Origin of the sequence: Sporosarcina sp. BP05 (assembly GCF_014282005.1) — a bacterium.
In the GTDB taxonomy this organism is placed as follows: Bacteria; Bacillota; Bacilli; order Bacillales_A; family Planococcaceae; genus Sporosarcina.
On sequence record NZ_JACFTD010000027.1, the window covers coordinates 1 to 22,697 of the forward strand.

Genomic DNA, 22,697 nt, shown 5'->3' on the forward strand with positions numbered 1-22,697 from the left:
TGAATCCGAAGATTCTTGTGTGTGTTTCTTTTCAACCAACCGAAGTTAGTTTAATTGGAAACGTTTTGCTCAAGTGCGTTAGCACTCTCGCTGTATTTCATTGATGTTTTGCTGTTCAGTTTTCAAGGTTCATTTGGCGAGGAGTTATGTTTCGTTCCTCACTTATTCGTTGTCGTTGTTTCGGTGACAACTTTTATATCATAACATTTCGTGCATTTTGTGTCAACAACTAATTTCAATTTCTTTTCCCAACTTTTATTTCATCTCTCAAGCGGCTATTTGCTTTGCCTCCCAAGCGACAAGAATTATAATAACATGCTCCACACTCTTTTGTCAACTAGATTAATAGGACGAATTTAAATCGCCCTATTACCCTGTTGCCAGTCATACTACTCTATAGTCCCTGTGGAAGATCAATTCATTTTTCGAATCACTCTGAACCACGAGAATGAATCCTTTATCAATCAGAAATTCAATAAACACTTCAAGGTCAATTGAATACATGCTGATCTCTTCGTGTTCATGTAATTCCTGAATCGTCCATAGCTCTTGAGTCGCCATGACGTCTCTAATATGACGCGCACCATCAGCTGTCCGATTATGAATGAAAAATTCACTCGCAAGAAACAATAGTTCTAATCTTTTTTCTAAAGGCTCATCACTCATAATCAGTTCTTCATATAGTTTATAAATTGCCGGGTCGACCTTTTTCACCTGGGACCATACCATCACTTCTGGAATTAATCCGTTTTCAATAACCGCAAGCCTCGCAAGATGATGAAGAGATTTAACTACGTGATGATAAGCATCCATGTAGTTTTCTTCTTCAAAAAACTTTTTACCTTCCATATATCCTCTTACAAGTTTCGAAAACTCTAGGCCCATTTTTATATCCCGTCCACCAAAAGGATACTCCTGCAATTCCATTCTAAGTCTTTCAACGAACTCATTTCGATCGAAGTAGACCTTTCCGTAATATAACCAATCTACAACTTTCCGCTTTGAACCAAGAACTAACCACTTCCGCAATTGCTTCTCACTAATTATATGCATTGCAGCTTTCTCATTTCCGTCTGTGTAATGTTTCGTAAAGACAGGGATTTCATCGTCGGCGGTAATGATGAGGAGGATTGCATCGAATGTATCTGTAATCGGATCCTCTTTCCCTCTCTTTTCTACAAGAATGACACCAAGTGTCTCCGGAAAACTTGCCCGCTCCTGATAAATTGGTCTTAATACTTGTTCCACTAACACACCTCCCTGCCATTTCCTTTCGACGAAGAGGCTAGGATATCCTTTATTAAGAAGGTTAAATAACGTAGAAAACAAAATATATGATATAGTAATTGAGGATATATCAAGGAGGTACGTTGGATGAAACCCTATAAAAATAAGATAAATAGGATCCGGTCATTCGCCCTTGCTTTAGTATTTGCCGGGGTCGTCATTATGTATATCGGGATTTTCTTCAGGAAATACGAGATTGTTATGCTCATATTCATGTTTCTTGGCGTTCTTGCCATCCTAAGCAGTACGATTGTTTATGCTTGGATTGGATCTCTATCCACGCGAGCCACTCAAATCGTCTGTCCTAGTTGTGGCAAACATACGAAAATGCTCGGACGCGTCGACATGTGCGGGCATTGCCGAGAACCACTCACACTTGACCCTTCATTAGAAGGTAAAGAGTTTGACGAATCTTATAATAGAACGAAGAGCAAAACTACTGCAGTAAAAGAGAATTCGAAGGAATAAAAAAAGCGTCCGATACAACCTTCACTGGAAGGAGTATCGGACGCTTTTTTTATTTAGTATTCGCTACGCCTGAAACACATGACGGACATGTACCATATACTTCTAGACGGTGTGAATTCACTTTGAATCCTGTTACATGAGCAGCTAAGCGCTCAACCTCTTCTAGTCCTGGATGATGAAAATCAACAATCGTTCCGCATTCGTCACAGATGATATGATAGTGATCGTGAGTCACAAAATCAAAACGGCTTGAAGCATCTCCATACGTAAGTTCCTTAATGAGTCCCGCATTTCGGAACACACGAAGATTATTATATACTGTTGCAACGCTCATGTTAGGAAAATCACCTTCGAGTGCTTTATATATATCATCGGCCGTTGGATGTGACTCAGAAGAGATAAGATACTCTAAAATCGCATGTCTTTGCGGCGTAATTCTGACACCACTTTTTTTCAATGTGTCCAGCGCGCCTTTCAATCTAACTTCTGACATCGCTATGCACCTCTATCCATAAAGATTCTCACTTTATAATTATTATCATTAGTGTACTTAAAACAGGGTGCATATGTCAACTAAATCGCTGTTCGAACCGCATCAGTTTTGTCTATTCATATAGTTCCAATTTAGTAGCCAAGATTCATGTCAATCAAGTTCAGCAGATCTCGCTTGCCCTGTTGCCACTTGCCCAGGTTTTCTTCGAAAATAACGAGGGCCCTTTCAACATACTTCCCGGAAAGACTTGAAACATGTGGTGATACCGTACAATTTCCAAGTGACCATAGTTCATTATCAGCAGGTAGCGGCTCTACTTCAAATACATCGAGCACCGCATGCCTGATTTCATTACTTTTCAATGCAGCTATCAGGATTGGTTCAGCAAACAGGTCTCCTCGACCGAAGTTCATGAAAACCGCGTTATCCTTCATGGCCTTGAAATACCCTTCAGTTAGTAACCCTTTTGTTTCTGGCGTGCTTGGTAAAACAGAAATAATGAAGTCTGCTTCACCCACTCTATCTAGTAAAGCTTCAAACTTTATAGTCTCGTCCATCGATTCACATGCCCTACCCGATCTGTTACAACCAATTGTCGTAACACCAAACGCTTGAAGTAAGCGTCCTATTTCAGAACCAATTGCGCCAGGTCCTAAGATAAGTGCGGTCGACCCCTTTAATTCAATGGAACCTACTTTCCGATTCCATTCATTTGATCGTTGCCTTTCGTCAATAAGCGGTAATGACCGCTGCAATGATAATATATGTGCGAGAACGGATTCCGCCATCGGTGTTTTATGAATACCACGCACATTTGACATGACGATGTTGCGCTCAGCTATTTCAGCAAGCGGCATTTTTTCAACGCCAGCCGACGCAACCATAATCCATTTCAACGCTTTCGCTTTGTCGAGTAGCGCAGCGTCTACATCACCGCCATATGTCACGATAATTGATGCTGTTTGGATTTCTATGTCTGCCGGCTTTTTATTGAAATGAAATGTCACTTCAGGGAACTTTGTAACTAGCCCCCGTTCTTGATGTTTCTTCATATCAAATGTAAATAGTACTTCCATTACTCATTCCCCTCTCAAGGCTTCGTTAGTTGCTCTAGTGTCGCAAGCGCTTCTTCTATATGCCCTTTCACTTTCACTTTTCGCCATTCCTTAACGACCGTCCCCGTTGGATCAATCAAAAATGTCGAACGCTCAATACCCATATACTCCTTACCGAACATCTTCTTCAACTTCCAAACAGCATATTTTTCAGCAACTGTGTGTTCTTCATCAACAAGAAGGGAAAATGGCAATCCGTGTTTTCCTATGAATTTCTCATGTGACGCTGCGCCGTCTGGGCTAACCCCAAGAACTACTGCATTCAACTTGCTGAAGTCTTCATACGCATCGCGGAAATCGCAAGCTTGCGTCGTACATCCAGGCGTTGAATCTTTCGGATAAAAATAAAGAACAACATACTTTTCACCCGCGTAGTCTTTTAGTGAAATCATTTCACCGTTCTCATTTGGCAATGTAAACTCGGGTGCCTGCATACCTTCAAGTGTCGTCATTTTCCATTCCTCCAATATATTCTTTCCTTAATCGTACAGAATGCGTCCTTTAGTTTCAAATTCTTTGGCTATCTGCCCCATTTTGTTTAGAATAGAGAGGGTAATGAATTGAACGGGGGAATTGAAATGATCAGAACGAATTCAGAAAAAATCTATAATGAAGCTTGCGAGCATATCGTAGGAGGGGTAAATAGCCCATCGCGCGGATACCACGCAGTTGGTGGCGGTGCTCCTACAGTAATGGAACGTGCAGAAGGTGCTTACTTCTGGGATGTTGACGGCAATAAATACATCGACTATCTTGCCGCATATGGACCAATCATTACAGGGCATGCCCATCCACATATCACTGAAGCAATCGTTAAAGCTGCGCAAACAGGTCTGTTATATGGAACACCTACTCGACATGAAGTGAAGTTTGCAAAAATGTTGAAGGAAGCAATGCCTAGAATGGATAAAGTACGCTTTGTAAACTCTGGGACAGAAGCTGTCATGACGACAATTCGAGTTTCCCGTGCCTATACAGGGCGAACAAAAATCATGAAATTCGCCGGCTGCTACCATGGTCATTCGGATCTTGTACTTGTTGCAGCAGGTTCCGGCCCCGCAACATTAGGTACCCCTGATTCGGCAGGGGTACCAGAATCAATTGCTAAAGAAGTGATTACGATTCCATTTAACGATCCTGATGCTTATATAGAAGCAATGGAAAAATGGGGCGATCAAATTGCATGTATTCTAGTCGAGCCTATCGTTGGGAACTTCGGCATTGTTGAACCAAAAGAAGGGTTCCTTCCACTCGTCCACGATATCGCAGCCGAAAAAGGCGCTTTGATTGTTTATGATGAAGTAATTACTGCATTCCGTTTTCACTACGGGGGTGCACAGGATTTGCTCGGATTAACACCAGACCTTACTGCATTCGGAAAAATTATTGGCGGCGGCTTACCAATTGGCGGTTACGGTGGAAAAAAAGAGATTATGGAACAAGTCGCTCCACTAGGACCTGCTTATCAAGCAGGGACAATGGCAGGGAATCCAGCTTCGATGTTAGCAGGAATTGCTCTTCTTGAAGTTCTTCAAACGCCTGGTATTTATGAAGAAATGGACCGTCTAGGCGCTATCCTTGAAGAGGGCATTGTGAAATCTGCAAAAGAGCACGGAATTACATTAACGACAAACCGTCTTGGGGGAGCCCTTACGCTATTCTTCACAGACGTAAAAGTAGAAAACTACGAACAGGCTGAAGCTACAGACGGCAATGTGTTCGCCAAGTTCTTTAAACTGATGTTGAAAAATGGTATTAATCTTGCACCTTCCAAGTATGAAGCGTGGTTTTTAACAACCGCCCATACTGAAAAAGATATTATGGATACACTCGTTGCAGTCGATCATTCATTCAAAGAGCTTGCGGCTTCTATAAACGGTTGACCGCACCGCATAGTTAAGGTAAAGTAGCGAAAAACAACTTTAACTTCATTTAGCGGAAGCCCCCTACTATTATAAAATGATAGGAATTTGCAAAATAGGCATACAACTTGGTAGAGAGAAAACTCTAGCTAAATGAAGTTACAGTCTCCGACGGATGACACAGACTTTTAAGTGAAATTTATCGGGCAGGCTTGATAAAAGTCTGGGCGCAAATACGCCAAGGCGTATTTGATTAGAAAGGATAAAACCCTATGATACTTGGTGCCCGCATTTTTAAAACGGGCATTGCGATAGTGTTCGCATTGTTCCTAGCAGAGCTTTTACAAATGCCGCATCCATTATTTGCGGGAATCGCGGCTATTTTTGCCATTCAACCTTCTATCTATAGATCCTATTTAACAATTATCGAACAGATTCAAGGTAATGTGATAGGTGCAGTCGTTGCAGTTTTATTTGTTCTGTTATTCGGTAATCAGCTTGTCTTTATAGGACTTGCCGCAGTCATCATTATTTTAATCATGATTAAATTGGGTCTTGAAAAATCAATTTCGATGGCGCTTGTGGTGATGATCGCCATAATGGAAATCAAAGGCGATGAGTTCCTGTCATTTGCATTGCTCAGATTTTTGACGATGATTATCGGTATTCTTGCTGCTTTCGTTGTGAACTTGCTGTTCATGCCACCGAAATATGAAACAAAATTATTTGAGTCCATCCACCAAGCACAAGACGAGATCATTCGTTGGACCCGCCTTGCTGGAAGACAGGCGTCCGATCACATAGCAACAAAAAAGTCACTGACGAAATCGAAGGAACGCCTTTCCCAAGTGGATCAGCTTTACACACTGTTTAAAGAGGAACGTAGCTACTTCAGAAAGAATACTAGAAACAAAGCGAGGAAACTTGTCGTTTATAGACAAATGGTTGCTACTTCAAAGAGTAGTTACGATGTGTTAAAAAGGCTTCATCAGTTTGAAAATGAACTGATTGACTTGCCGGAGCATTTCCGAATGATGGTACAGGAACGTTTGGATTCCTTGCTTACTTACCACGAACAGCTCCATTTGAAGTTCGTTGGAAAGCTTAAGTCCGACATAGTAAGCATGAGTCCAAATGACGAATATATTCAGCGCCATGAAGTAATGGAGATATTCGCAAAGGAAATCGCGCTTACAAAGGAAGAAGAGGAGTTTTCCGCCTATCATCTTCTTCATATCCTATCGTCTATCTTTAATTATGAAGAACAACTTGAACACTTTGACAAACTGATTATCCTATTTCAGAAGTATCATAATAACAAAGTGAACACGAAATTAAGCGAAGAAATCTATTAATAAAACGTCCTACCCCCCGGTGAAATCATCGGAGTGTAGGACGTTTTTTCTCAGCTCTTCATTTTAGGATCGAGTGCATCACGTAAACCATCACCCATTAAGTTAAAGCCCAGTACGGTAAGCATAATTGCGATACCAGGGAAAATCATTGTCCACGGGGCTGAATGAAGGAAGTTTTTTGAATCCGCTAACATTTTCCCCCACTCCGGCATCGGTGCTTGTGCACCAAGTCCCAAAAATCCGAGTGCTGCTGCTTCAAGGATTGCCGTTGCAATTGCCAATGTTCCTTGAACAATTACAGGTGCCATAGAGTTCGGTAAGATGTGGGAAAACAGAATCCTCGCATCTTTCATTCCAATTCCTTTTGCAGCAGTAATATATTCATCTTCTTTTATACTTAATACTTTTGAACGTATGAGCCTTCCAAAGTTCGGCACATTAATAACTGCGATTGCAATAAGTGCATTTTGTAGATTCGGGCCAAGTACGGAAACAATCGCAATAGCCAATAAGATAGATGGAAATGCCAGCATGACGTCGAATACACGTGAAATAATCGTATCAACCCATCTGCCGTAATAACCTGCTATAATACCCAATGCACTTCCTACAACTACCGATCCGATAACAGAAAAGAAACCAACCCATAATGATATCCGGGCACCGTGGATAATTCGGGAAAGAATATCCCTTCCAAAATCATCTGTTCCAAGCCAATATTCACTGGAAGGAGGGAGAAGCCGATCCGATAAGTTTTGGTCGTTAATGCCCTGTAGTCCAATGTTCGAGCCAAGAAAACCTTGTTCCGCCAGAAAACCGAATCCCGCCAGCAAGATAAAGAATAAAACAATGCCCATACCAGCAACTGCCACTTTACTCTTTTTAAAGCCATTCCAAGCTTCGCGCCAAGGTCCTGCAGTTTTTACAACTTTATTTTTTGCGATTCCATCAGCTTTAGGTACAAATTCAGACATAAGTGCTTCCCCCTTCCTCAATCATATTTAATCCTCGGATCTATCAGACTATAAAGCAAGTCAACAAACAAGTTAATCATTACAAAGAAGAGTGCAACAATTAAAATTGATGACTGAATGACAGGATAATCTCGGTATCCAATGGCATCGTAAATATAACGTCCTACGCCAGGCCAAGCGAAAATTGTCTCTGTCAAAATCGCACCGCCGAGTAACATTCCCATTTGGAGTCCAATAATTGTTAAGACTGGAATGATAGCATTCTTAAGCGCATGCTTATAAACTACCCAAAACATTTTCTGCCCTTTTGCACGAGCGGTACGAATATAATCAGAACGCATTACTTCGAGCATACTTGAACGGGTCATCCGCGCGATAATTGCCATAGGAATTGTCGCCAGTGCCAGGCCAGGTAAAATAAGGTGACGGAAAACTTGCCATAACTGGTCAAAGCGTCCTTGGATGATTGTATCAAGTACATAAAGATTTGTTATGGCGCTGATGGGATCTCGTACTTCCTCTCGCCCTCCAGTCGGTAACCATGGATTTTCTACAGCAAAAACCCATTGCCCCATAAGCCCCAACCAAAAGATAGGCATTGACACACCGACAAGTGCCAAAATCATCGCCGTATAATCAAACCATGAATTTTGGAACCATGCCGAGATAATTCCTGCATTGATACCAATGATAACCGCAATTACAATGGCAAACAGTGCCAATTCAAACGTAGCTGCTAAATAAGGCCATATTTCATCTGATACAGGAGCCCTGGTTCTCATCGATTCACCCAGATCCCCTTTAAAAAGATCACCCAAGTATTTGAAGTACTGTATATACCAAGGGTTATCAAGACCTAGCTTCACTGTCAGCGCTTCGACTGCCTCTTTGGTCGCTTGTTGTCCAAGAATCATCTGTGCGGGATTACCCGGGATTGCACGAATAATCATAAATACGAGAAACGTCATCCCAAGTAGGACAGGAATGAGCTGCAACATTCTTTTTCCAATGTAACTGAGCATAAGTTTTCACCTCTCCAACTCTACTATCCGCTTATATGTATTCATCTAATGAAAGGAAAAAGGGAGAAATCCAAATGACCTCTCCCTTTCCATTCATTTACAACAACTTTTTTACTTGAATTCTACTTTTGAAAGCAAATCCGACCCAGTTGGGTGCGGAACGAAACCTGATAGATTCTTAGCTCCTCCAAGAAGTGGCGTTGAGTGAGCCAGTGGTACCCAAGGAGCATCTTCATGAATAATAAGCTGTGCTTCTTTGTACAATTCATTCCGTTTCTCTTCATCGACTTCAGTTTGTGCCGCAATTAGAATGTCATGGAGTTTATCATTCGCATAGTACGTATAATTGTTACTTCCAATAGTATCTTTGTCGAGAAGGGTATATAGGAAGTTATCCGCATCCCCGTTATCCCCAGTCCAGCCTAGCATAAACGCATCTGCATCCCCTTTACTTGCAAGGTCAAGATAAGTTGCCCATTCATGAGAAACGATTTTCGCAGTAATCCCTATATCCGCAAGGTTTTTCTGAATGACTTCAGCAACTTTTTTACCATCTGGCATATATGGACGTGGAACCGGCATTGCCCATAGGTCCATCTCGAAACCATCTTCAAGTCCTACCGATTTCAGAAGTTCTTTCGCTTTTTCAGGATTGTATTCATAACCTTCTACATCTTCGTTATAGCCTGAAATGGATGGCGGCATCGGATTTTTCGCGACATTCGCACGTCCTTCGAAGAACGAATCAATAATTGATTGTTTATCAATTGCATAGTTAATTGCTTGACGCACTTCTTTTTTATCGAAAGGAGGGCGCGTTACTGTAAGACCTAAATAGCCTACGTTCATAGATGGACGTTCAAATAATTGAAGTTTTTCATTGTCTTCGATTGATTTGCCGTCTGATGGATTAATGCCATCTGCAAGATCGATACCCCCAGCCATCAATGCATTCAAACGTGCAGAGTTGTCAGGAAATGACTGAAAGATGATTTTTTTAAGTTTTGGTAGTCCTTCATCCCAATAATCATCGAATTTTTCAATTGTGATAGTTTCATTTGGTTTCCATTCGACGAACTTGAATGGACCTGTACCTACTGGGTTTCTTTCGAATTGATCGTCGCCTAATTCAAATGCAGTTGGGCTTGCTATTGCAAACATACTCATTGCAATATTTTTAAGGAATGGCGCTTGTGAACGTGTTAATTTAATTAAGACTGTATTTTCACCGTCTGCTGTAACTGAATCAATAACGTGTCCTTCATCACCTTTGAAACCTCCGAACATTGAGCTATAATATGGGAATTTTTCTGCATCCCCATTTGCCCATCGCTCGAAGTTTTTAACGACCGCATCAGCATTGAAGTCAGTTCCATCATGGAATTTGACGCCTTCGCGTAATTTGAACGTATACGTTAAACCGTCTTCACTTGGTTCCCATTCCGTTGCTAGTCCTGGGTTAATCGTCGTATCCTGCTCCCCAAAGTTCAGAAGCGTTTCGTAAAGGTTGACCGTAACTTTGAAGGATTCCCCTTCAGTTACCCTTGATGGATCAAGTGAAGTTGAATCTCCACCGCGTCCAAACACTAATGTATCTTGCACATTTTTACCGTCTTCAGTTTTTGTACCTTCAGTTTTAGTACCTTCCTTTTTACCGTCTTCCTTCTTACCATCGCCAGCATCTGACGAACAAGCGGCTAGCGCTGTCGAAAGAACGAGAAGCAACATTAGTACTAGTAAGCCTAACTTCTTTTTTCTCATATTGACCCCTCCAACTGTTTTATATCATTGTCTACCTGTTCACTGTAAAGATGACAGGCGACAGAATGACCGGAATCATGCTCAATGAGCCTAGGTGTAACTTTCGTGCAAATTTCCATCTTATACGGACAGCGCGTATGAAACGTACAGCCGCTAGGAGGGTTTGCCGGGTTTGGAATATCCCCTTCAAGAAGAATCTGCTCTTTCTTGAAATCTGGATCAGGTACCGGAACCGCTGATAACAGCGCCTGCGTGTATGGATGAAGCGGCTTCGCATAGAGCTGCTCACTGTCTGCCATTTCTACTATCTTCCCAAGATACATGACTCCAACGCGATCACTTATATGGCGAACAACCCCAAGATCGTGAGCAATAAAAATATAGGTGAGATTAAATTCCTTCTGCAAGTCTTGCATTAGATTTAACACCTGAGACTGAATTGACACATCAAGAGCCGAAACAGGCTCATCCGCAATTATCAGTTTCGGATTGGTCATAAGTGCCCGAGCAATTCCAATACGCTGCCGCTGTCCCCCGCTAAACTGGTGCGGATAGCGTTTAGCATGATAGGCGCTCAGACCCACAATTTCGAGAAATTCATGCACTTTCTTTTTCCGCTCTTTCGCATTATCCATACCATGCACAATGAGCGGCTCTTCTAATATCTTTTCAATAGTATGACGCGGATTCAGAGATGCGTATGGATCTTGGAATACCATTTGGATATCCCGTCTTGTTTTTCGCATTTCCTCCGTAGATAACGACGTCAGATCTTTACCGTCAAACTCTACTTTTCCTTCGGTCGGTTCAAGAAGTCGCATGAGCATCCGTCCCGTTGTCGATTTCCCGCATCCAGATTCACCGACTATCCCGAGTGTTTCGCCTTCGTTCACGTAAAACGATACATCATCCACCGCTTTAACGTGGCCGACTGTTCTGCCAAGAATTCCTTTTTTAATAGGGAAATACTTTTTCAAACCTTCAACTTTCAATAAGGGCTTTGTTGTCATGCTGTTCCACCCCTTCTCTGTCGTATAGGAAGCACCGAGTCTGGTGAACATCCGATGTTTCATATAGTTCAGGGTTTTCTGTTAGACAACGGTCAAATGCAAACTCACACCTTGCTGCAAACCTGCACCCATGCTGAATCGAACCGGGTTTCGGCACGCTGCCTGGAATAGAATAGAGCCTATCCTTTTTGAAGCGCATATCGGGAACAGATTGAATTAGCCCTTTTGTATAGGGATGCTGCGGATCATCGAAGATCATCTTAACAGGTGCTTCTTCAATGATTTGTCCTGCGTACATGACAATGACACGTTCGCATGTTTCTGCAACGACACCCAAATCATGTGTAATGAGAAGAACAGCCGTATTTAATCTCGTATTTAATTCCCGCATTAACTTCAATATCTGCGCTTGAATCGTCACATCAAGAGCAGTGGTCGGTTCGTCAGCAATAAGTACTTTAGGATCACATACCAACGCCATTGCAATCATTACACGTTGTCTCATTCCACCCGACAATTGGTGAGGGTAGTCTCTCATCATTTCTTCTGCACGAGGCAAACCAACAAGTTTCAACATTTCAATTGCTTTTCCTTCAGCCTTTTTCTTAGACCAACCTTTTTCGTGGATCCTTACTGCTTCCGTCATTTGATTGCCAATTGAGAACAATGGATTCAGCGATGTCATCGGTTCTTGGAAAATCATTGCAATATCATTTCCCCGAATGCGCCGCATCTGTTTTTCATTCAAGGTTAGTAAGTCTTTATCTCCAAATAATATATTGCCTCCGACAACTTTCCCGGGAGGTTTTGGTACGAGCCCCATTATCGATAAGGATGTTACACTTTTTCCACAGCCGGATTCTCCGACAATTCCAAGGATTTCTCCTTCACGCAAGTGAAAGTCAATATGATCAACAGCCGGTATTTCCCCCGAATCAGTAAAAAAGGTCGTCTGTAAATCTTTTACTTGGAGGACAGTTTTCCTCTCATCCATCAGATCACCCTTTTTCTTAATCTATTAATTAATTATTTCAAGTTTAATAGGTCGTTCTAATTATACGATTATACAGAATAAATGCAATACATTTATTCTGTATATTATTATAATGACAATGGCTCATGCAAGATACTACAACCTATCAACAGTAAGAAACGTTTTAATTTCTCGCTAAAAAAAGCTATCCGACTAACCAGGGAATTCCCGGTTAATCGGATAGCTTTTCAATCTTCTATAGGTAATTCGAATTCTACTTGGGTTAGCACATCATACCCTGTTGCTTGTGGGAAAAAATCTAGCAAGTATTTTGTCGCACCGAAAAGTGATGTTGAATCGGCAGTAAATATGGAAGGTGCGTCTTCATAAATGTTTTCCATAAATGGACGTTCAACAAATTGTAAGTCGGCATCGCCGGCAACTTCCATTCTATCAGTTGGATTAATACTATCCGCTAAATCAATATCACCTGCAATCAATGCATTCAAGCGTGCAGTATGATTAGGAATTGACTTGAAGGTGACTCTTTCAAGCTCCGGCAATCCTTCTTGCCAATACCCTTGGAATTTCACAACCACAATTGCTTCATTCTGTTTCCCCTCTACATATTGAAACGGTCCCGTACCGATAGGATTGCTTTCGAATTCTTCATTACTTTGTTCAAATACGGTCGGGCTAACAATCGAGAATGGACTCATCGTTAGGTTTTTTAAGAATGAAACTTGCGGGTGATTCAACTTGATCGTTATTTTATCATCGCTGTCAGTCGACACCGATTCAATAATACGACTGTCATCCCCTTTGAAACCATTGAATACCGAACCGTAGTAAGGAAACTCTTCTGCATCGCCGTTAGTCCAGCGCTCAAAGTTTTTCATGACCGTATCTGCATTAAAATCTGTATCGTCATGGAATTTGACGTCTTTCCGCAACTGGAACGTGTACGTCAAACCGTCTTCACTAGATTCCCACCTTTCTGCCAATCCAGGAACTACCGTCGTGCCTAGCGCATTGAGATTGACAAGCGTCTCATACAGATTGACAGTAACATGGCTAGAATCCCCTTCTTTCAAATGCGCTGGATCTAGTGTTGTGGAATTCCCGCTATGTCCGTAAACTAATATTTTCTTTGCATTTTGTTGCATAGTTTCATCATCTAAATCTGACGATGAACATGCTCCAAGCATTGCCAAAAGGGCAACAATCATGATCAAGGCTAGTGGCCCAAACTTTATCTTTCCCATCAAAATTCCTCCAACTTTTTAATCTCCAAGTACTTGAACTTGGAACAAGCCATAGTAAATCCCTTGTAATTTCATCAATTGTTCGTGTGTACCCATCTCTTTTAACTGCCCTGAATCAATGACGAAAATCTTATCTGCGTGTGTTATTGTCGACAAGCGGTGAGCAACAATGAGTGTCGTTCTTTCATTCGCAAGTCGTTCAAGCGACTCCTGAATGAGCGCCTCACTTTCAAGGTCAAGTGCGGATGTCGCTTCATCTAAGATGAGAAGCGGGGGATTTTTCAAGAAGACACGTGCAATCGCAATTCGCTGCTTCTGACCACCTGATAACTTCACGCCTCGTTCCCCTACTTTTGTATCGTAACCAAGCGGCAGCCCCTCTATGAAATCATGTGCATTCGCCGCTTTCGCAGCAGCAATCACTTCTTCATCTGTTGCATCCGATTTCCCCATCAAAATATTGCTCTTCACGGAATCACTAAACAAAATAGTATCTTGCAAAACAATTCCAATCTGCTCCCGTAGCGATTTTATATTGACGTCACGTAAATCATGGCCATCTATACGCACAGCCCCGCCCGTCACATCATGGAACCTTGGAATCAAACCAACGATAGTCGATTTCCCACCGCCGCTCATGCCGACAAATGCTACTGTCTCTCCCGGTTTCACAGTGAAATTAATGCCATCCAAGATTGTTTCCCCATCTGCTTCATACGTAAAGCTCACATTATCGAACATGATTTCCCCGTCAATTGGAGGAAGTTCCGTTGATCCGGGCTTATTCGTAATCTCATACTCCTGTTCCATCAGATCAAAGACACGATCCATAGAAGCAAAAGATTGTGTTAGCGATGTTGAAGCATTAACCAGTCTTCGCAATGGGCTATAAACTCGGTCGATGTATGCGATGAACGCAACCATCGTACCAACAGACAAATCATTGTTAATGACTTGATAACCTGCGTATGCAAGAACGAGAAGTGGTGCAACATCAGTAATCGTGTTTACGACTGCAAATGCTTTCGCATTCCACTTGGTGTGATCAATTGCTTTATCCAGGAAGTTGCCATTCGTTTTATCGAAACGCTGTTGTTCCTCTTCTTCAAGTGCAAAACTTTTTATGACACTTACACCCGAAACACGTTCATGCAGGTAGCTTTGCACATCCGCAAGTGCTTGAGAGCGTTTCCCAGTCAATTCTCGTAGTTTTCCGAAAAAGTGTTTGACGCTGTACGCATAAAAGGGGAATGCCAGAAGCGTAACAAGCGTAAGTGGAACGTCCATCGTCAGCATGATGACAACTGCGATGATAATTGTCGCTAGGTCAAGCCAAACATTCATAAGCCCAATCATAACAAAGTTTTTCGTTTGCTCCACGTCATTTATAACCCGCGAAATGATTTCTCCAGCTCGTGTATTTGAATAGTAGCTGAGACTCAATTTTTGCAGATGCGAATACAACTCTTTCCGGATATCGTACAAAATCTTATTACTCACATACTGGGCATAATATTGCCGGTAATATTCAACCGGTGGCCGGATGATAAAGAACACAAGAACTGTTCCGCCAAGCCAATAAAATAATTGCCTCGTCATCTCTGCCTTAGTGAGTGTATCCGATCCGATAATGTCATCGATTACGATTTTCATCAGCAGTGGAATGAATAACGGAATAGCGAATTTCACAATCCCAATCATTATCGTCAAAATAATTAGCCCGTTGTACGGCTTCACAAACTTCATATAGCGTTTTATACTATCACCCATCTTTTAACCTCCTACTATGAAAAGAGTAAGGCGCCGTTTTGCCCCGACAAGCGCTGGAAGGCTTGAAGATAAAGGCGATTTTTGCCTTTTCGGCAAGACTGAAGCGACTCGAGTAGAAAAAGCCTGCCGCAACTAATCGCGACCAGGCTTTTCACTTACTTTTCTTGACCTGTTTGTAAAACTCATATCTGGAAGTCCATACTTCAATGAAATCAGAAGCGAACGGTCCCCTACGCTGTTTGATCCAGCCAAGCAAAGTATCCAAATTCTTCTTCAGTATTTGATCAATAACATCGGGATAACCCATCTGTTTCTTATGATCGTCATATTCATCCTCATCAAGAATCATATAACTCATATCCGGGAACACTTTCACGTCAAGGTCATAATCAATGTACTTCAATGATTTGTTATCATAAACGAAAGGTGAGCTCATGTTGATGTAATAATAAACACCATCTTCTCTTAACATGCAAATGATATTGAACCAGTGCTCAGCGTGAAAATAGCAAATGGAAGGCTCGCGTGTCAACCATGTGCGTCCGTCCGACTCTGTTACAAGCGTCCTTTCATTCGCACCGATGACAATATTACGCGTTCCTTTCAATACTACAGTTTCCTGCCAAACCCGATGGATTTTACCATTATGTTTATAACTATGTACTTGTATCGTTTCTCCTTCTTTAGCAATCGTCATGATTAACCCACCTTTTGGTTGCCGGAAAATTTCGAAGCCATTATTATTTCATCATTATACCAAGAGAACGGTACTATTTGAAACCTTTCAACTTTTATTTCCAATCATGACGTCAATTGTATCAATTAAAAAACCGGCAGAAGCATAAAGCCTCTGCCGACCGGCGGTATCCATTTACTTATTTCGAACCGTTCTCGAACTGATTCGCGCGCTGTCCAGAAGCATTTCTTTTGTTTGCTTCGGATTGTTGGTTTTGTTTCCTAACTTGATTAACATCAGTTTCGGAACCAAACTCTTCAGTCATCGCATTTTGGTTTTGATTTTGGTTTTGCATTTGCATTTTTTGCATTGATTGTTGGTTTTGTTTCCTAACCTGATTTACATCAGTTTCAGAAGCAAACTCCTCAGTCATTGCATTTTTGTTTTGTTGTTGTGATGCTTGGTTCTGTTTTCGTACTTGTTTCGCATCAGTTTGATTCGGGTTATTTTTGGTCAATGGATTTTCACCTCCGTACAACTATCATGTACAAGAAGGCATTTTTTATTCAATTGGAAGTTTTTACAGTAAAATCGAACGTCCACCGTCGACAATAATCGTCTGTCCGCGAATCATATCTGAATCAGCCGAGATTAGGAACATCGCTGCTTTCACCATGTCATCAATTTCAACCATACGACCCGCAGGTGTGTTAATACGCGCATCTTCTAGCAGTTCATCACGATTAGGGAAATGTTTCAGTGCTTCTGTATCAAGCGCGCCACCCGATACGGTATTGACAGCAATTCCTAGTGGTGCAAGTTCAACAGCAAGATAACGTGTAAGCGATTCAATCGCCGCTTTCGAAACGCCTACCGTCGTGTAGTTTTCAAGGTATCGAATAGATCCAAGCGAACTAACTCCAAGGATTTTTCCACCTTTATCCATTAGCCTTGCAGCTTCTTGTGCGCCAAAAAGCATTGCTTTCGCATTGATGTTCATCGTCCAATCCCAGTGTGTTTCTTCTAGTTCCATAATCGGACGTAAAACACCCGATGCCGCATTTGAAACAAATACGTCTAAACGTCCGAATTCCTCTTTCACTTGTTCAAACATCGTACGAAGCTTTTTAACATCCCCAACATTTGCACGAATCATAATTGCTCTCCTGCCAAGTGCCTCAATTTCCTTCACTGTTTCTTCCGCGGCAGACCGGCTTCGTGCATAATTTACAACGATATCATAGCCTTGTTTTGCGAGCTCAATCGCAAGTGCTTTTCCTAGTCCCCTAGAACTCCCTGTAATCATTGCTACTTTATTTTCAGTCATCATTTAGTCCTCCTCGTTTAATCTCATCCCAAATTTTCAAAACAGGCACTGGTCTCGGCAATGCTTCCACTTCTTCCTGCGTGAAAAACCGGTAACCTTCAGGAATCATATTTGTTTTTTCGATCCGTGCTCCGAAGCTTTTCATCTCCCATGTTAAATGGGAAAAGATATGTTTGAAAGATAGTATATCAACGATATCCTTTAGTTCAATACCGAAATGTTCAATAGCCATTTCTTGTGGTGTTTTATCATCCGCCGGCTCGACCATTGGAAACTCCCACAAACTTGCAAGCAGACCTTTCGAAGGGCGTTGTCGTAATAGCCACTCACCTTGACTATTTTGAATCGCAAATGACGCAACAGGTATAATTTTCATTTTTGTTTTCTTCGTTTTCACAGGTAACTCCTCTTGCCTACCTTCTTGGAAAGCTAAACAAAATTCTCGGACAGGACATAGAAGGCATCTCGGTTTCGGCGTACAGATTGTCGCGCCGAGCTCCATCAGCCCTTGATTGAACGAGGAAGGATCTTCTTTGTCGATTAAATCCATGACTACTGTTTCAAATATCTTTTTTGTACGCGGTATCGCAATATCTTCTTCTATTAGAAGAAGTCTCGAAATGACACGCATAACATTACCATCTACGGCATGCTCAGGAACACCGTATGCAATGCTGAGAACCGCCCCTGCAGTGTAAGGGCCAACGCCTTTCAACGTAGAAATCTTCGTTCGATTGGAAGGTACTTCTCCGCCATAATCTGACACGACTTCCCTTACACCCGCCTGTAAGTTCCTTGCCCGCGAATAATAACCGAGACCTTCCCACATTTTCAATAAATCGTTTTCTTCCGCTTCCGCAAGTACCTCCATCGTCGGGAAACTTGCGATAAACCGTTCATAATAAGGTATAACGGTATCTACTCTCGTTTGTTGAAGCATCACTTCGGAAACCCAAATGTAATATGGATTCGATGTTCTTCTCCAAGGCAGGTCTCTCTTTTCACGACGATACCAGGAAAGAAGCGCCTCGCGGAATTCGTCTTTCTTCACTATTATTTGCATCATTTCCTCCTTATCGCATATGCTTATCATTGAGCATAAACGGGTAATGATATGTATAGGTCATTTAAAAAATTAATCAAATGCTTGGCACGACTGCTTAGGTAGAAGGAGTGATTATTTGGATACTGGAACACATATTGTCATGGGTGTAGCACTTGGCGGCCTCGCTCTGGCGGATCCTGTCGTCTTAACCGATAGTGCAACAATGAGCGCAGTCGTTGCAAGTGTTATTGTCGGCTCACTTATCCCGGATATCGATACCGTATTAAAATTAAGAAGTAACGCTGTCTACATACGGCATCACAGGGGGATTACACATTCGATTCCTGCGGTATTATTATGGCCGCTACTTATTACAATACTCATGTCTTTTTTCGTCCCAGAAGCCAACTTCATACATGTATGGGCGTGGACCTTTTTAGCTGTTTTTCTACATGTCTTCGTCGATATTTTCAATTCCTATGGGACGCAGGCATTACGGCCATTTTCGAACAAGTGGGTTGCTATCGGCGTTATTAACACGTTCGATCCAATCATTTTCATATTGCATGCCCTTGCGATAATTATTTGGGCAATGGGTGCAAATCCGGTCTATACGATTTTGACCACATACGTAATAATCTTCTTTTATTATTTATTGCGTTTTGCGATCAAATCAGCCGTTAAAAAAGCCGTATACAATACGGTACCCGATGCGACGGAAATTATTATTGCGCCGACAATGCGCTTCTTCCAATGGAGAATTGCTGCTTCCTCAGAAAAGTGTCATTATGTTGGACGCGCTTACGGCAGGTCCGTTAATATTTACGACCGCTTTGAACGGGAACCTATGCCGAAGTCCCCTGAGGTTGATGTGGCGATGAGCGATAAGAACATCAAAGCGTTTACATCATTTTCACCTATTTACAGATGGTCTGTCACAAACATCGGCGACATATGTGAAGTGCGCTTAATCGATCTTCGTTACCGGAGCAAAGGCTATTACCCCTTTGTTGCGGTTGCACATATTGACAAGGAACTGAACGTCATCAATTCGTATACGGGTTGGATTTTTTCCGAAGACAAGCTACAAAAAAAGCTCAACTTCGCACCTAACTCATGACAACGGCTATGGACAGGTATTGCTGTCCATAGCCTTTTATTTTCCTTCTTTTACTGACTTCAGCATTGCAATCGGTAACGCCTCATCTGCACGTTCGCCGCCTAGTCTGTAACCCCACGCAAAACGACCTTTTAAGTAGTCAACTTGAAAAAACATACCTTCGTCTCCGTCAATTCGGTACATTTCACCAGGCACAATTGTACTTGGATCAATTAGATAGGATTGCGCCATAACCATTTTCCGTTGGTAAACCGCATACTCATTAAGGATGCCCAATTGCTCGGCTTTGCGTGCTTTTTCACGCAGCCGTGCGATTTCTGTACGTAATTCATGTTCAGTCATTGCACTATACTTTTTTTCAATATCCATCTTCTTCATTCTCCTTTTTATCAATGAAATGATCAATGCGCTCAAACGGAATACCCTTTTGATACATCGCTTGTTTCACTTTGTTGTTCAAGTCTCGTCCACTAAACTTTGAACTATAGCGACGCCAAGCTTTCTCTCCGATTGACTCGGCGATAGCTGTCCATTCATCGTCTTCGCGCTCAAAGTTAATATTCGCAAGTGCTTGTTTAATAAGGTCGAAGGAATACCCTTTTCGAAGCAATGCATTTTGGATTTTTTGTTTTAATTGAGATGGAGCCACGGAAGGATTTGCATTTGCTGCTTTCTCTGCAAGTTTCGTTGCGATTTTAAGCTGTTCTTCTTCCGGATAAGATTCAAGCACTTTGATCTGTAATTCCTTCCCTATCCCCTTTTTATGCATCTCTTGCTGAATTGCTTTTGGGCCTTTACTGGATGAACTTTTCCTCGTTTGAAGAAGTGCTTCTGAATAGGTTTCATCATTTAGAAATCCAAGACTTTTCAACTTCACGATTGCTTCTAGTACAATTGCTTCCCCGTATCCCAATTCCAAAAGTTTTTTCTTCACTTCAAACTCACTGCGCATTCTGAAACCGAGATAATGGAGTGCACGGTTGAATGCTTTCCGAATTTCGTCTTCATAGACCATCTCGTCAATTGACCAGTCTTCCAGGGACATCCCTTTCGTTAGACCGAATTTGACAAGTACCGATTCATGGACACTGTATGCATACTTTTCGTCTAAAAAAATATTGTATCGTTCGAGATCTTTTTTCTGCTGTGATATTTTAGTAATAACAGGCACTTTTTGCACGCCTCCCTTGCTTTCTATTTAGTATACATGTTCCGTCCTTGTGCTTCAGCTTAATAGGTTCCATTATAGGGTATAGAATGCTAATGGGGGTGTCGGAAAATGAAAATCGTCATTGCGGGTGGTTCAGGTTTCGTCGGTCAGAAATTAACGGATACTTTATTGAATGAAGGACATGAAATCATTATTTTATCTAGGAAAGAAAGTAAGGTTGATGGCAATATAAAATACGTGAAATGGCTTCAGGAAGGTACCTATCCGGAAAATGAAATCATTTCAGCTGATGCCTTTGTCAATCTTGCAGGCGTGTCCATCAATGAGGGACGTTGGACCGCGGAACACAGAAAACAAATCTATGCTAGCCGAATGGAAGCGACCGATGAATTACTGCGAATCATCTCCGCTTTGCAAACTAAACCGGTTGTACTTGTCAACGCTAGTGCAATTGGTATTTATCCCGCATCAGTAGACAATGTCTATACAGAAAAATCACTGGACTATGCGGATGACTTTCTAGGTCAGACTGTAACGGATTGGGAAAAGAAAGCAGCATCAGTGGAATCAGAAGGTATTCGGGTCGTGTTCATGAGATTCGGAGTCATACTCGGAAAAAATGGCGGAGCATTGCCGCTTATGGTGTTGCCTTATAAGTTATTTGCAGGTGGAACAGTTGGTTCAGGCAATCAGTGGGTATCTTGGGTCCATTTGGAGGATGTTACACGTGCAATTGCATTTACAATCGACAATAAAAACTTACATGGACCTGTGAACGTCACCTCGCCATTTCCAAAACGAATGAAATACTTCGGTAAAACAATTGGTTCAGTGTTACATAGACCACACTGGATACCAGTTCCATCATTCGCAATGAAAATAGTGCTTGGTAAAAAAAGTGCGCTCGTTCTAGAGGGACAACATGTCTTACCAAAAAAATTACTGAACAACGGTTTTACATTTCATTTTTCGACGCTAGAGTCGGCACTAAATGATTTGTATAATAAAGACGTATAGTTGGGCTTCAACTGCGCATCCTACCTTAAAAGGAAAGGTGCGTTTTTGATGATAAAAAAACATGCTCCAGGTATATTATTGGCGACTATTATCGTAATGGCAGGATTTGTTTTTAACCCATTTTCAGCTAAGGCGGATGAATTTCATTGGGGCTTCAAAAAAGCTACAGGGGGGACCCAGCCCAGTGCTGGCGCTGCACTCGATTCAATGCTCGATAAACACGGAGCCATTTATAAAGGAAAGCCAGACGAAAAGGTTGTCTATTTAACGTTTGATAACGGCTATGAAAATGGCTATACAGCAAGTATTTTAGATACATTGAAAAAAGAAGACGCTCCGGCAACTTTCTTTCTCACTGGGCATTACTTAAAAAGTGCTCTCCCCCTCGTCAAACGGATGATTGCGGAAGGCCATGGAATCGGCAACCATACGTATGGACACCCGAACTTGGCCAATCTATCCGAACAGAGAATGGAAGAAGAATGGACCAAGTTCGACAAGCTATTGAATGAAGTAACCGGGATCAAACGGACATACTACACAAGGCCCCCTGAAGGCGTGTTCAATGACAAGGTACTCGCCAAAGGCAATGAACTTGGATACAGGCATATTTTCTGGTCAGTCGCATTCATTGACTGGTACGCCGATAAACCCAAAGGTCGTGACTTTGCTTATGGTGAACTGATGAACCAACTTCATCCTGGCGCTGTAATTTTAATGCACACAGTTTCACCTGATAATGCACAGGCATTACCATCCTTTATCCAAGATGCCAAGAAAGCAGGTTATACTTTCCAGACGCTTGACGACCTTGTTTTAGAGTATGAAAATGTTAACTCCATTTTAAGATGATCAGTCAACCATGTTGATTAACCATTTATTCGAATAAAATACTGGTGAGAAGGGCTTAATGACCTTCATTTTCACTGGTCTATTTTCGACCCGCTATCGGCTAACTATTCATGACAGATTTACTGAGGGTCCTA

Annotated in this window: 23 protein-coding genes; 6 read left to right on the top strand and 17 right to left on the bottom strand. The window is 41.8% G+C overall.

Annotation, left to right across the window (positions count from 1 at the left end; genetic code table 11):
• Window positions 1–384: 384 nt before the first annotated feature.
• Window positions 385–1,248, bottom strand: coding sequence for a nucleotidyltransferase-like protein (locus H2672_RS17800; RefSeq protein ID WP_186673609.1), 864 nt, complete (start codon window positions 1,246–1,248; stop codon window positions 385–387).
• Window positions 1,249–1,374: 126 nt separating this feature from the next.
• Here H2672_RS17800 and H2672_RS17805 point away from each other — a divergent pair, with 126 nt between their 5' ends.
• The gene (locus tag H2672_RS17805; protein ID WP_186673611.1) at window positions 1,375–1,755 is read left to right on the top strand and encodes a YgzB family protein; all 381 of its coding nucleotides are present in this window, start codon (window positions 1,375–1,377) and stop codon (window positions 1,753–1,755) included.
• Window positions 1,756–1,804: 49 nt separating this feature from the next.
• Here H2672_RS17805 and perR read toward each other — a convergent pair whose 3' ends face one another.
• The 3 genes from perR to bcp all read right to left on the bottom strand — a co-directional run bounded on the left by perR (window position 1,805) and on the right by bcp (window position 3,815).
• On the bottom strand, window positions 1,805–2,248 hold the full coding sequence (gene perR, locus H2672_RS17810) for a peroxide-responsive transcriptional repressor PerR (RefSeq protein WP_186673619.1): 444 nt from the start codon (window positions 2,246–2,248) through the stop codon (window positions 1,805–1,807).
• A 131-nt stretch (window positions 2,249–2,379) separates the two neighbouring features.
• Entirely contained in the window at window positions 2,380–3,324 is a 945-nt protein-coding gene (locus tag H2672_RS17815; RefSeq protein WP_186673621.1) for a D-2-hydroxyacid dehydrogenase, read from the bottom strand.
• Between the two features lie 14 nt (window positions 3,325–3,338).
• On the bottom strand, window positions 3,339–3,815 hold the full coding sequence (gene bcp, locus H2672_RS17820) for a thioredoxin-dependent thiol peroxidase (protein WP_186673622.1): 477 nt from the start codon (window positions 3,813–3,815) through the stop codon (window positions 3,339–3,341).
• A 126-nt stretch (window positions 3,816–3,941) separates the two neighbouring features.
• On the opposite strand from bcp, the gene H2672_RS17825 reads away from it, so the two are divergent.
• Window positions 3,942–5,246: a glutamate-1-semialdehyde 2,1-aminomutase gene (locus H2672_RS17825; RefSeq protein WP_222439452.1), complete on the top strand. Its 1,305-nt coding sequence runs from the start codon at window positions 3,942–3,944 to the stop codon at window positions 5,244–5,246.
• A gap of 251 nt (window positions 5,247–5,497) precedes the next feature.
• Window positions 5,498–6,580 carry an FUSC family protein gene (locus H2672_RS17830; RefSeq protein ID WP_186673623.1) on the top strand — a complete coding sequence of 361 codons (1,083 nt, stop codon included), beginning with the start codon at window positions 5,498–5,500 and terminating at the stop codon, window positions 6,578–6,580.
• Between the two features lie 50 nt (window positions 6,581–6,630).
• Here H2672_RS17830 and nikC read toward each other — a convergent pair whose 3' ends face one another.
• The 11 genes from nikC to mutY form a co-directional block, all read right to left on the bottom strand.
• Window positions 6,631–7,554 carry a nickel transporter permease gene (gene nikC, locus H2672_RS17835; protein ID WP_186673624.1) on the bottom strand — a complete coding sequence of 308 codons (924 nt, stop codon included), beginning with the start codon at window positions 7,552–7,554 and terminating at the stop codon, window positions 6,631–6,633.
• A 17-nt stretch (window positions 7,555–7,571) separates the two neighbouring features.
• Entirely contained in the window at window positions 7,572–8,576 is a 1,005-nt protein-coding gene (locus H2672_RS17840; RefSeq protein ID WP_186673625.1) for an ABC transporter permease, read from the bottom strand.
• Window positions 8,577–8,687: 111 nt separating this feature from the next.
• The gene (locus H2672_RS17845; RefSeq protein ID WP_186673626.1) at window positions 8,688–10,337 is read right to left on the bottom strand and encodes an ABC transporter substrate-binding protein; all 1,650 of its coding nucleotides are present in this window, start codon (window positions 10,335–10,337) and stop codon (window positions 8,688–8,690) included.
• Window positions 10,334–11,347, bottom strand: coding sequence for an ABC transporter ATP-binding protein (locus H2672_RS17850; protein WP_186673627.1), 1,014 nt, complete (start codon window positions 11,345–11,347; stop codon window positions 10,334–10,336). The genes H2672_RS17845 and H2672_RS17850 overlap by 4 nt, the downstream gene beginning before the upstream one ends.
• A complete protein-coding gene (locus H2672_RS17855) occupies window positions 11,319–12,341 on the bottom strand; it encodes an ABC transporter ATP-binding protein (protein ID WP_186673630.1) in 1,023 nt (340 codons plus the stop codon). The genes H2672_RS17850 and H2672_RS17855 overlap by 29 nt, the downstream gene beginning before the upstream one ends.
• Window positions 12,342–12,568: 227 nt before the next feature.
• Window positions 12,569–13,585 (bottom strand): ABC transporter substrate-binding protein, encoded by a 1,017-nt coding sequence (locus H2672_RS17860; RefSeq protein WP_186673632.1) that lies wholly within the window; start codon window positions 13,583–13,585, stop codon window positions 12,569–12,571.
• Between the two features lie 18 nt (window positions 13,586–13,603).
• Entirely contained in the window at window positions 13,604–15,355 is a 1,752-nt protein-coding gene (locus tag H2672_RS17865; RefSeq protein ID WP_255485884.1) for an ABC transporter ATP-binding protein, read from the bottom strand.
• A gap of 151 nt (window positions 15,356–15,506) precedes the next feature.
• The gene (gene ntdP, locus H2672_RS17870; RefSeq protein WP_186673634.1) at window positions 15,507–16,052 is read right to left on the bottom strand and encodes a nucleoside tri-diphosphate phosphatase; all 546 of its coding nucleotides are present in this window, start codon (window positions 16,050–16,052) and stop codon (window positions 15,507–15,509) included.
• 178 nt (window positions 16,053–16,230) lie between these two features.
• Window positions 16,231–16,548 carry a gamma-type small acid-soluble spore protein gene (locus tag H2672_RS17875; protein WP_186673636.1) on the bottom strand — a complete coding sequence of 106 codons (318 nt, stop codon included), beginning with the start codon at window positions 16,546–16,548 and terminating at the stop codon, window positions 16,231–16,233.
• Window positions 16,549–16,611: 63 nt separating this feature from the next.
• Window positions 16,612–17,358, bottom strand: a complete 747-nt coding sequence (gene fabL, locus H2672_RS17880; RefSeq protein WP_186673637.1) for an enoyl-[acyl-carrier-protein] reductase FabL — start codon at window positions 17,356–17,358, stop codon at window positions 16,612–16,614.
• Entirely contained in the window at window positions 17,351–18,421 is a 1,071-nt protein-coding gene (gene mutY / locus H2672_RS17885) for an A/G-specific adenine glycosylase (protein ID WP_186673652.1), read from the bottom strand. Before mutY ends, fabL begins: the two co-directional genes overlap by 8 nt.
• A 118-nt stretch (window positions 18,422–18,539) precedes the next feature.
• Here mutY and H2672_RS17890 point away from each other — a divergent pair, with 118 nt between their 5' ends.
• Window positions 18,540–19,523: a metal-dependent hydrolase gene (locus H2672_RS17890; protein WP_186673638.1), complete on the top strand. Its 984-nt coding sequence runs from the start codon at window positions 18,540–18,542 to the stop codon at window positions 19,521–19,523.
• Between the two features lie 36 nt (window positions 19,524–19,559).
• On the opposite strand, the gene H2672_RS17895 is transcribed toward H2672_RS17890, so the two are convergent.
• Complete coding sequence (locus H2672_RS17895) at window positions 19,560–19,892, bottom strand: YfhH family protein (protein WP_186673639.1); 333 nt, start codon at window positions 19,890–19,892, stop codon at window positions 19,560–19,562.
• Window positions 19,882–20,694: a recombination regulator RecX gene (recX, locus tag H2672_RS17900; RefSeq protein ID WP_186673640.1), complete on the bottom strand. Its 813-nt coding sequence runs from the start codon at window positions 20,692–20,694 to the stop codon at window positions 19,882–19,884. The genes H2672_RS17895 and recX overlap by 11 nt, the downstream gene beginning before the upstream one ends.
• 108 nt (window positions 20,695–20,802) lie before the next feature.
• Here recX and H2672_RS17905 point away from each other — a divergent pair, with 108 nt between their 5' ends.
• Entirely contained in the window at window positions 20,803–21,711 is a 909-nt protein-coding gene (locus tag H2672_RS17905) for a TIGR01777 family oxidoreductase (RefSeq protein ID WP_186673641.1), read from the top strand.
• Window positions 21,712–21,759: 48 nt separating this feature from the next.
• A complete protein-coding gene (locus H2672_RS17910) occupies window positions 21,760–22,563 on the top strand; it encodes a polysaccharide deacetylase family protein (RefSeq protein WP_186673642.1) in 804 nt (267 codons plus the stop codon).
• The last annotated feature ends 134 nt before the right edge of the window (window positions 22,564–22,697 follow it).

Excerpts from the sequence above, each read along its gene's own strand:
- H2672_RS17805 (WP_186673611.1), top strand. The coding sequence starts at position 1,375 with ATGAAACCCTATAAAAATAAGATAAATAGGATCCGGTCATTCGCCCTT.
- perR (WP_186673619.1), bottom strand. The coding sequence starts at position 2,248 with ATGTCAGAAGTTAGATTGAAAGGCGCGCTGGACACATTGAAAAAAAGT.
- H2672_RS17815 (WP_186673621.1), bottom strand. The coding sequence starts at position 3,324 with ATGGAAGTACTATTTACATTTGATATGAAGAAACATCAAGAACGGGGG.
- bcp (WP_186673622.1), bottom strand. The coding sequence starts at position 3,815 with ATGACGACACTTGAAGGTATGCAGGCACCCGAGTTTACATTGCCAAAT.
- H2672_RS17825 (WP_222439452.1), top strand. The coding sequence starts at position 3,942 with ATGATCAGAACGAATTCAGAAAAAATCTATAATGAAGCTTGCGAGCAT.
- H2672_RS17830 (WP_186673623.1), top strand. The coding sequence starts at position 5,498 with ATGATACTTGGTGCCCGCATTTTTAAAACGGGCATTGCGATAGTGTTC.
- nikC (WP_186673624.1), bottom strand. The coding sequence starts at position 7,554 with ATGTCTGAATTTGTACCTAAAGCTGATGGAATCGCAAAAAATAAAGTT.
- H2672_RS17840 (WP_186673625.1), bottom strand. The coding sequence starts at position 8,576 with ATGCTCAGTTACATTGGAAAAAGAATGTTGCAGCTCATTCCTGTCCTA.
- H2672_RS17845 (WP_186673626.1), bottom strand. The coding sequence starts at position 10,337 with ATGAGAAAAAAGAAGTTAGGCTTACTAGTACTAATGTTGCTTCTCGTT.
- H2672_RS17850 (WP_186673627.1), bottom strand. The coding sequence starts at position 11,347 with ATGACAACAAAGCCCTTATTGAAAGTTGAAGGTTTGAAAAAGTATTTC.
- H2672_RS17855 (WP_186673630.1), bottom strand. The coding sequence starts at position 12,341 with ATGGATGAGAGGAAAACTGTCCTCCAAGTAAAAGATTTACAGACGACC.
- H2672_RS17860 (WP_186673632.1), bottom strand. The coding sequence starts at position 13,585 with ATGGGAAAGATAAAGTTTGGGCCACTAGCCTTGATCATGATTGTTGCC.
- H2672_RS17865 (WP_255485884.1), bottom strand. The coding sequence starts at position 15,355 with ATGGGTGATAGTATAAAACGCTATATGAAGTTTGTGAAGCCGTACAAC.
- ntdP (WP_186673634.1), bottom strand. The coding sequence starts at position 16,052 with ATGACGATTGCTAAAGAAGGAGAAACGATACAAGTACATAGTTATAAA.
- fabL (WP_186673637.1), bottom strand. The coding sequence starts at position 17,358 with ATGACTGAAAATAAAGTAGCAATGATTACAGGGAGTTCTAGGGGACTA.
- mutY (WP_186673652.1), bottom strand. The coding sequence starts at position 18,421 with ATGCAAATAATAGTGAAGAAAGACGAATTCCGCGAGGCGCTTCTTTCC.
- H2672_RS17895 (WP_186673639.1), bottom strand. The coding sequence starts at position 19,892 with ATGGATATTGAAAAAAAGTATAGTGCAATGACTGAACATGAATTACGT.
- H2672_RS17905 (WP_186673641.1), top strand. The coding sequence starts at position 20,803 with ATGAAAATCGTCATTGCGGGTGGTTCAGGTTTCGTCGGTCAGAAATTA.
- H2672_RS17910 (WP_186673642.1), top strand. The coding sequence starts at position 21,760 with ATGATAAAAAAACATGCTCCAGGTATATTATTGGCGACTATTATCGTA.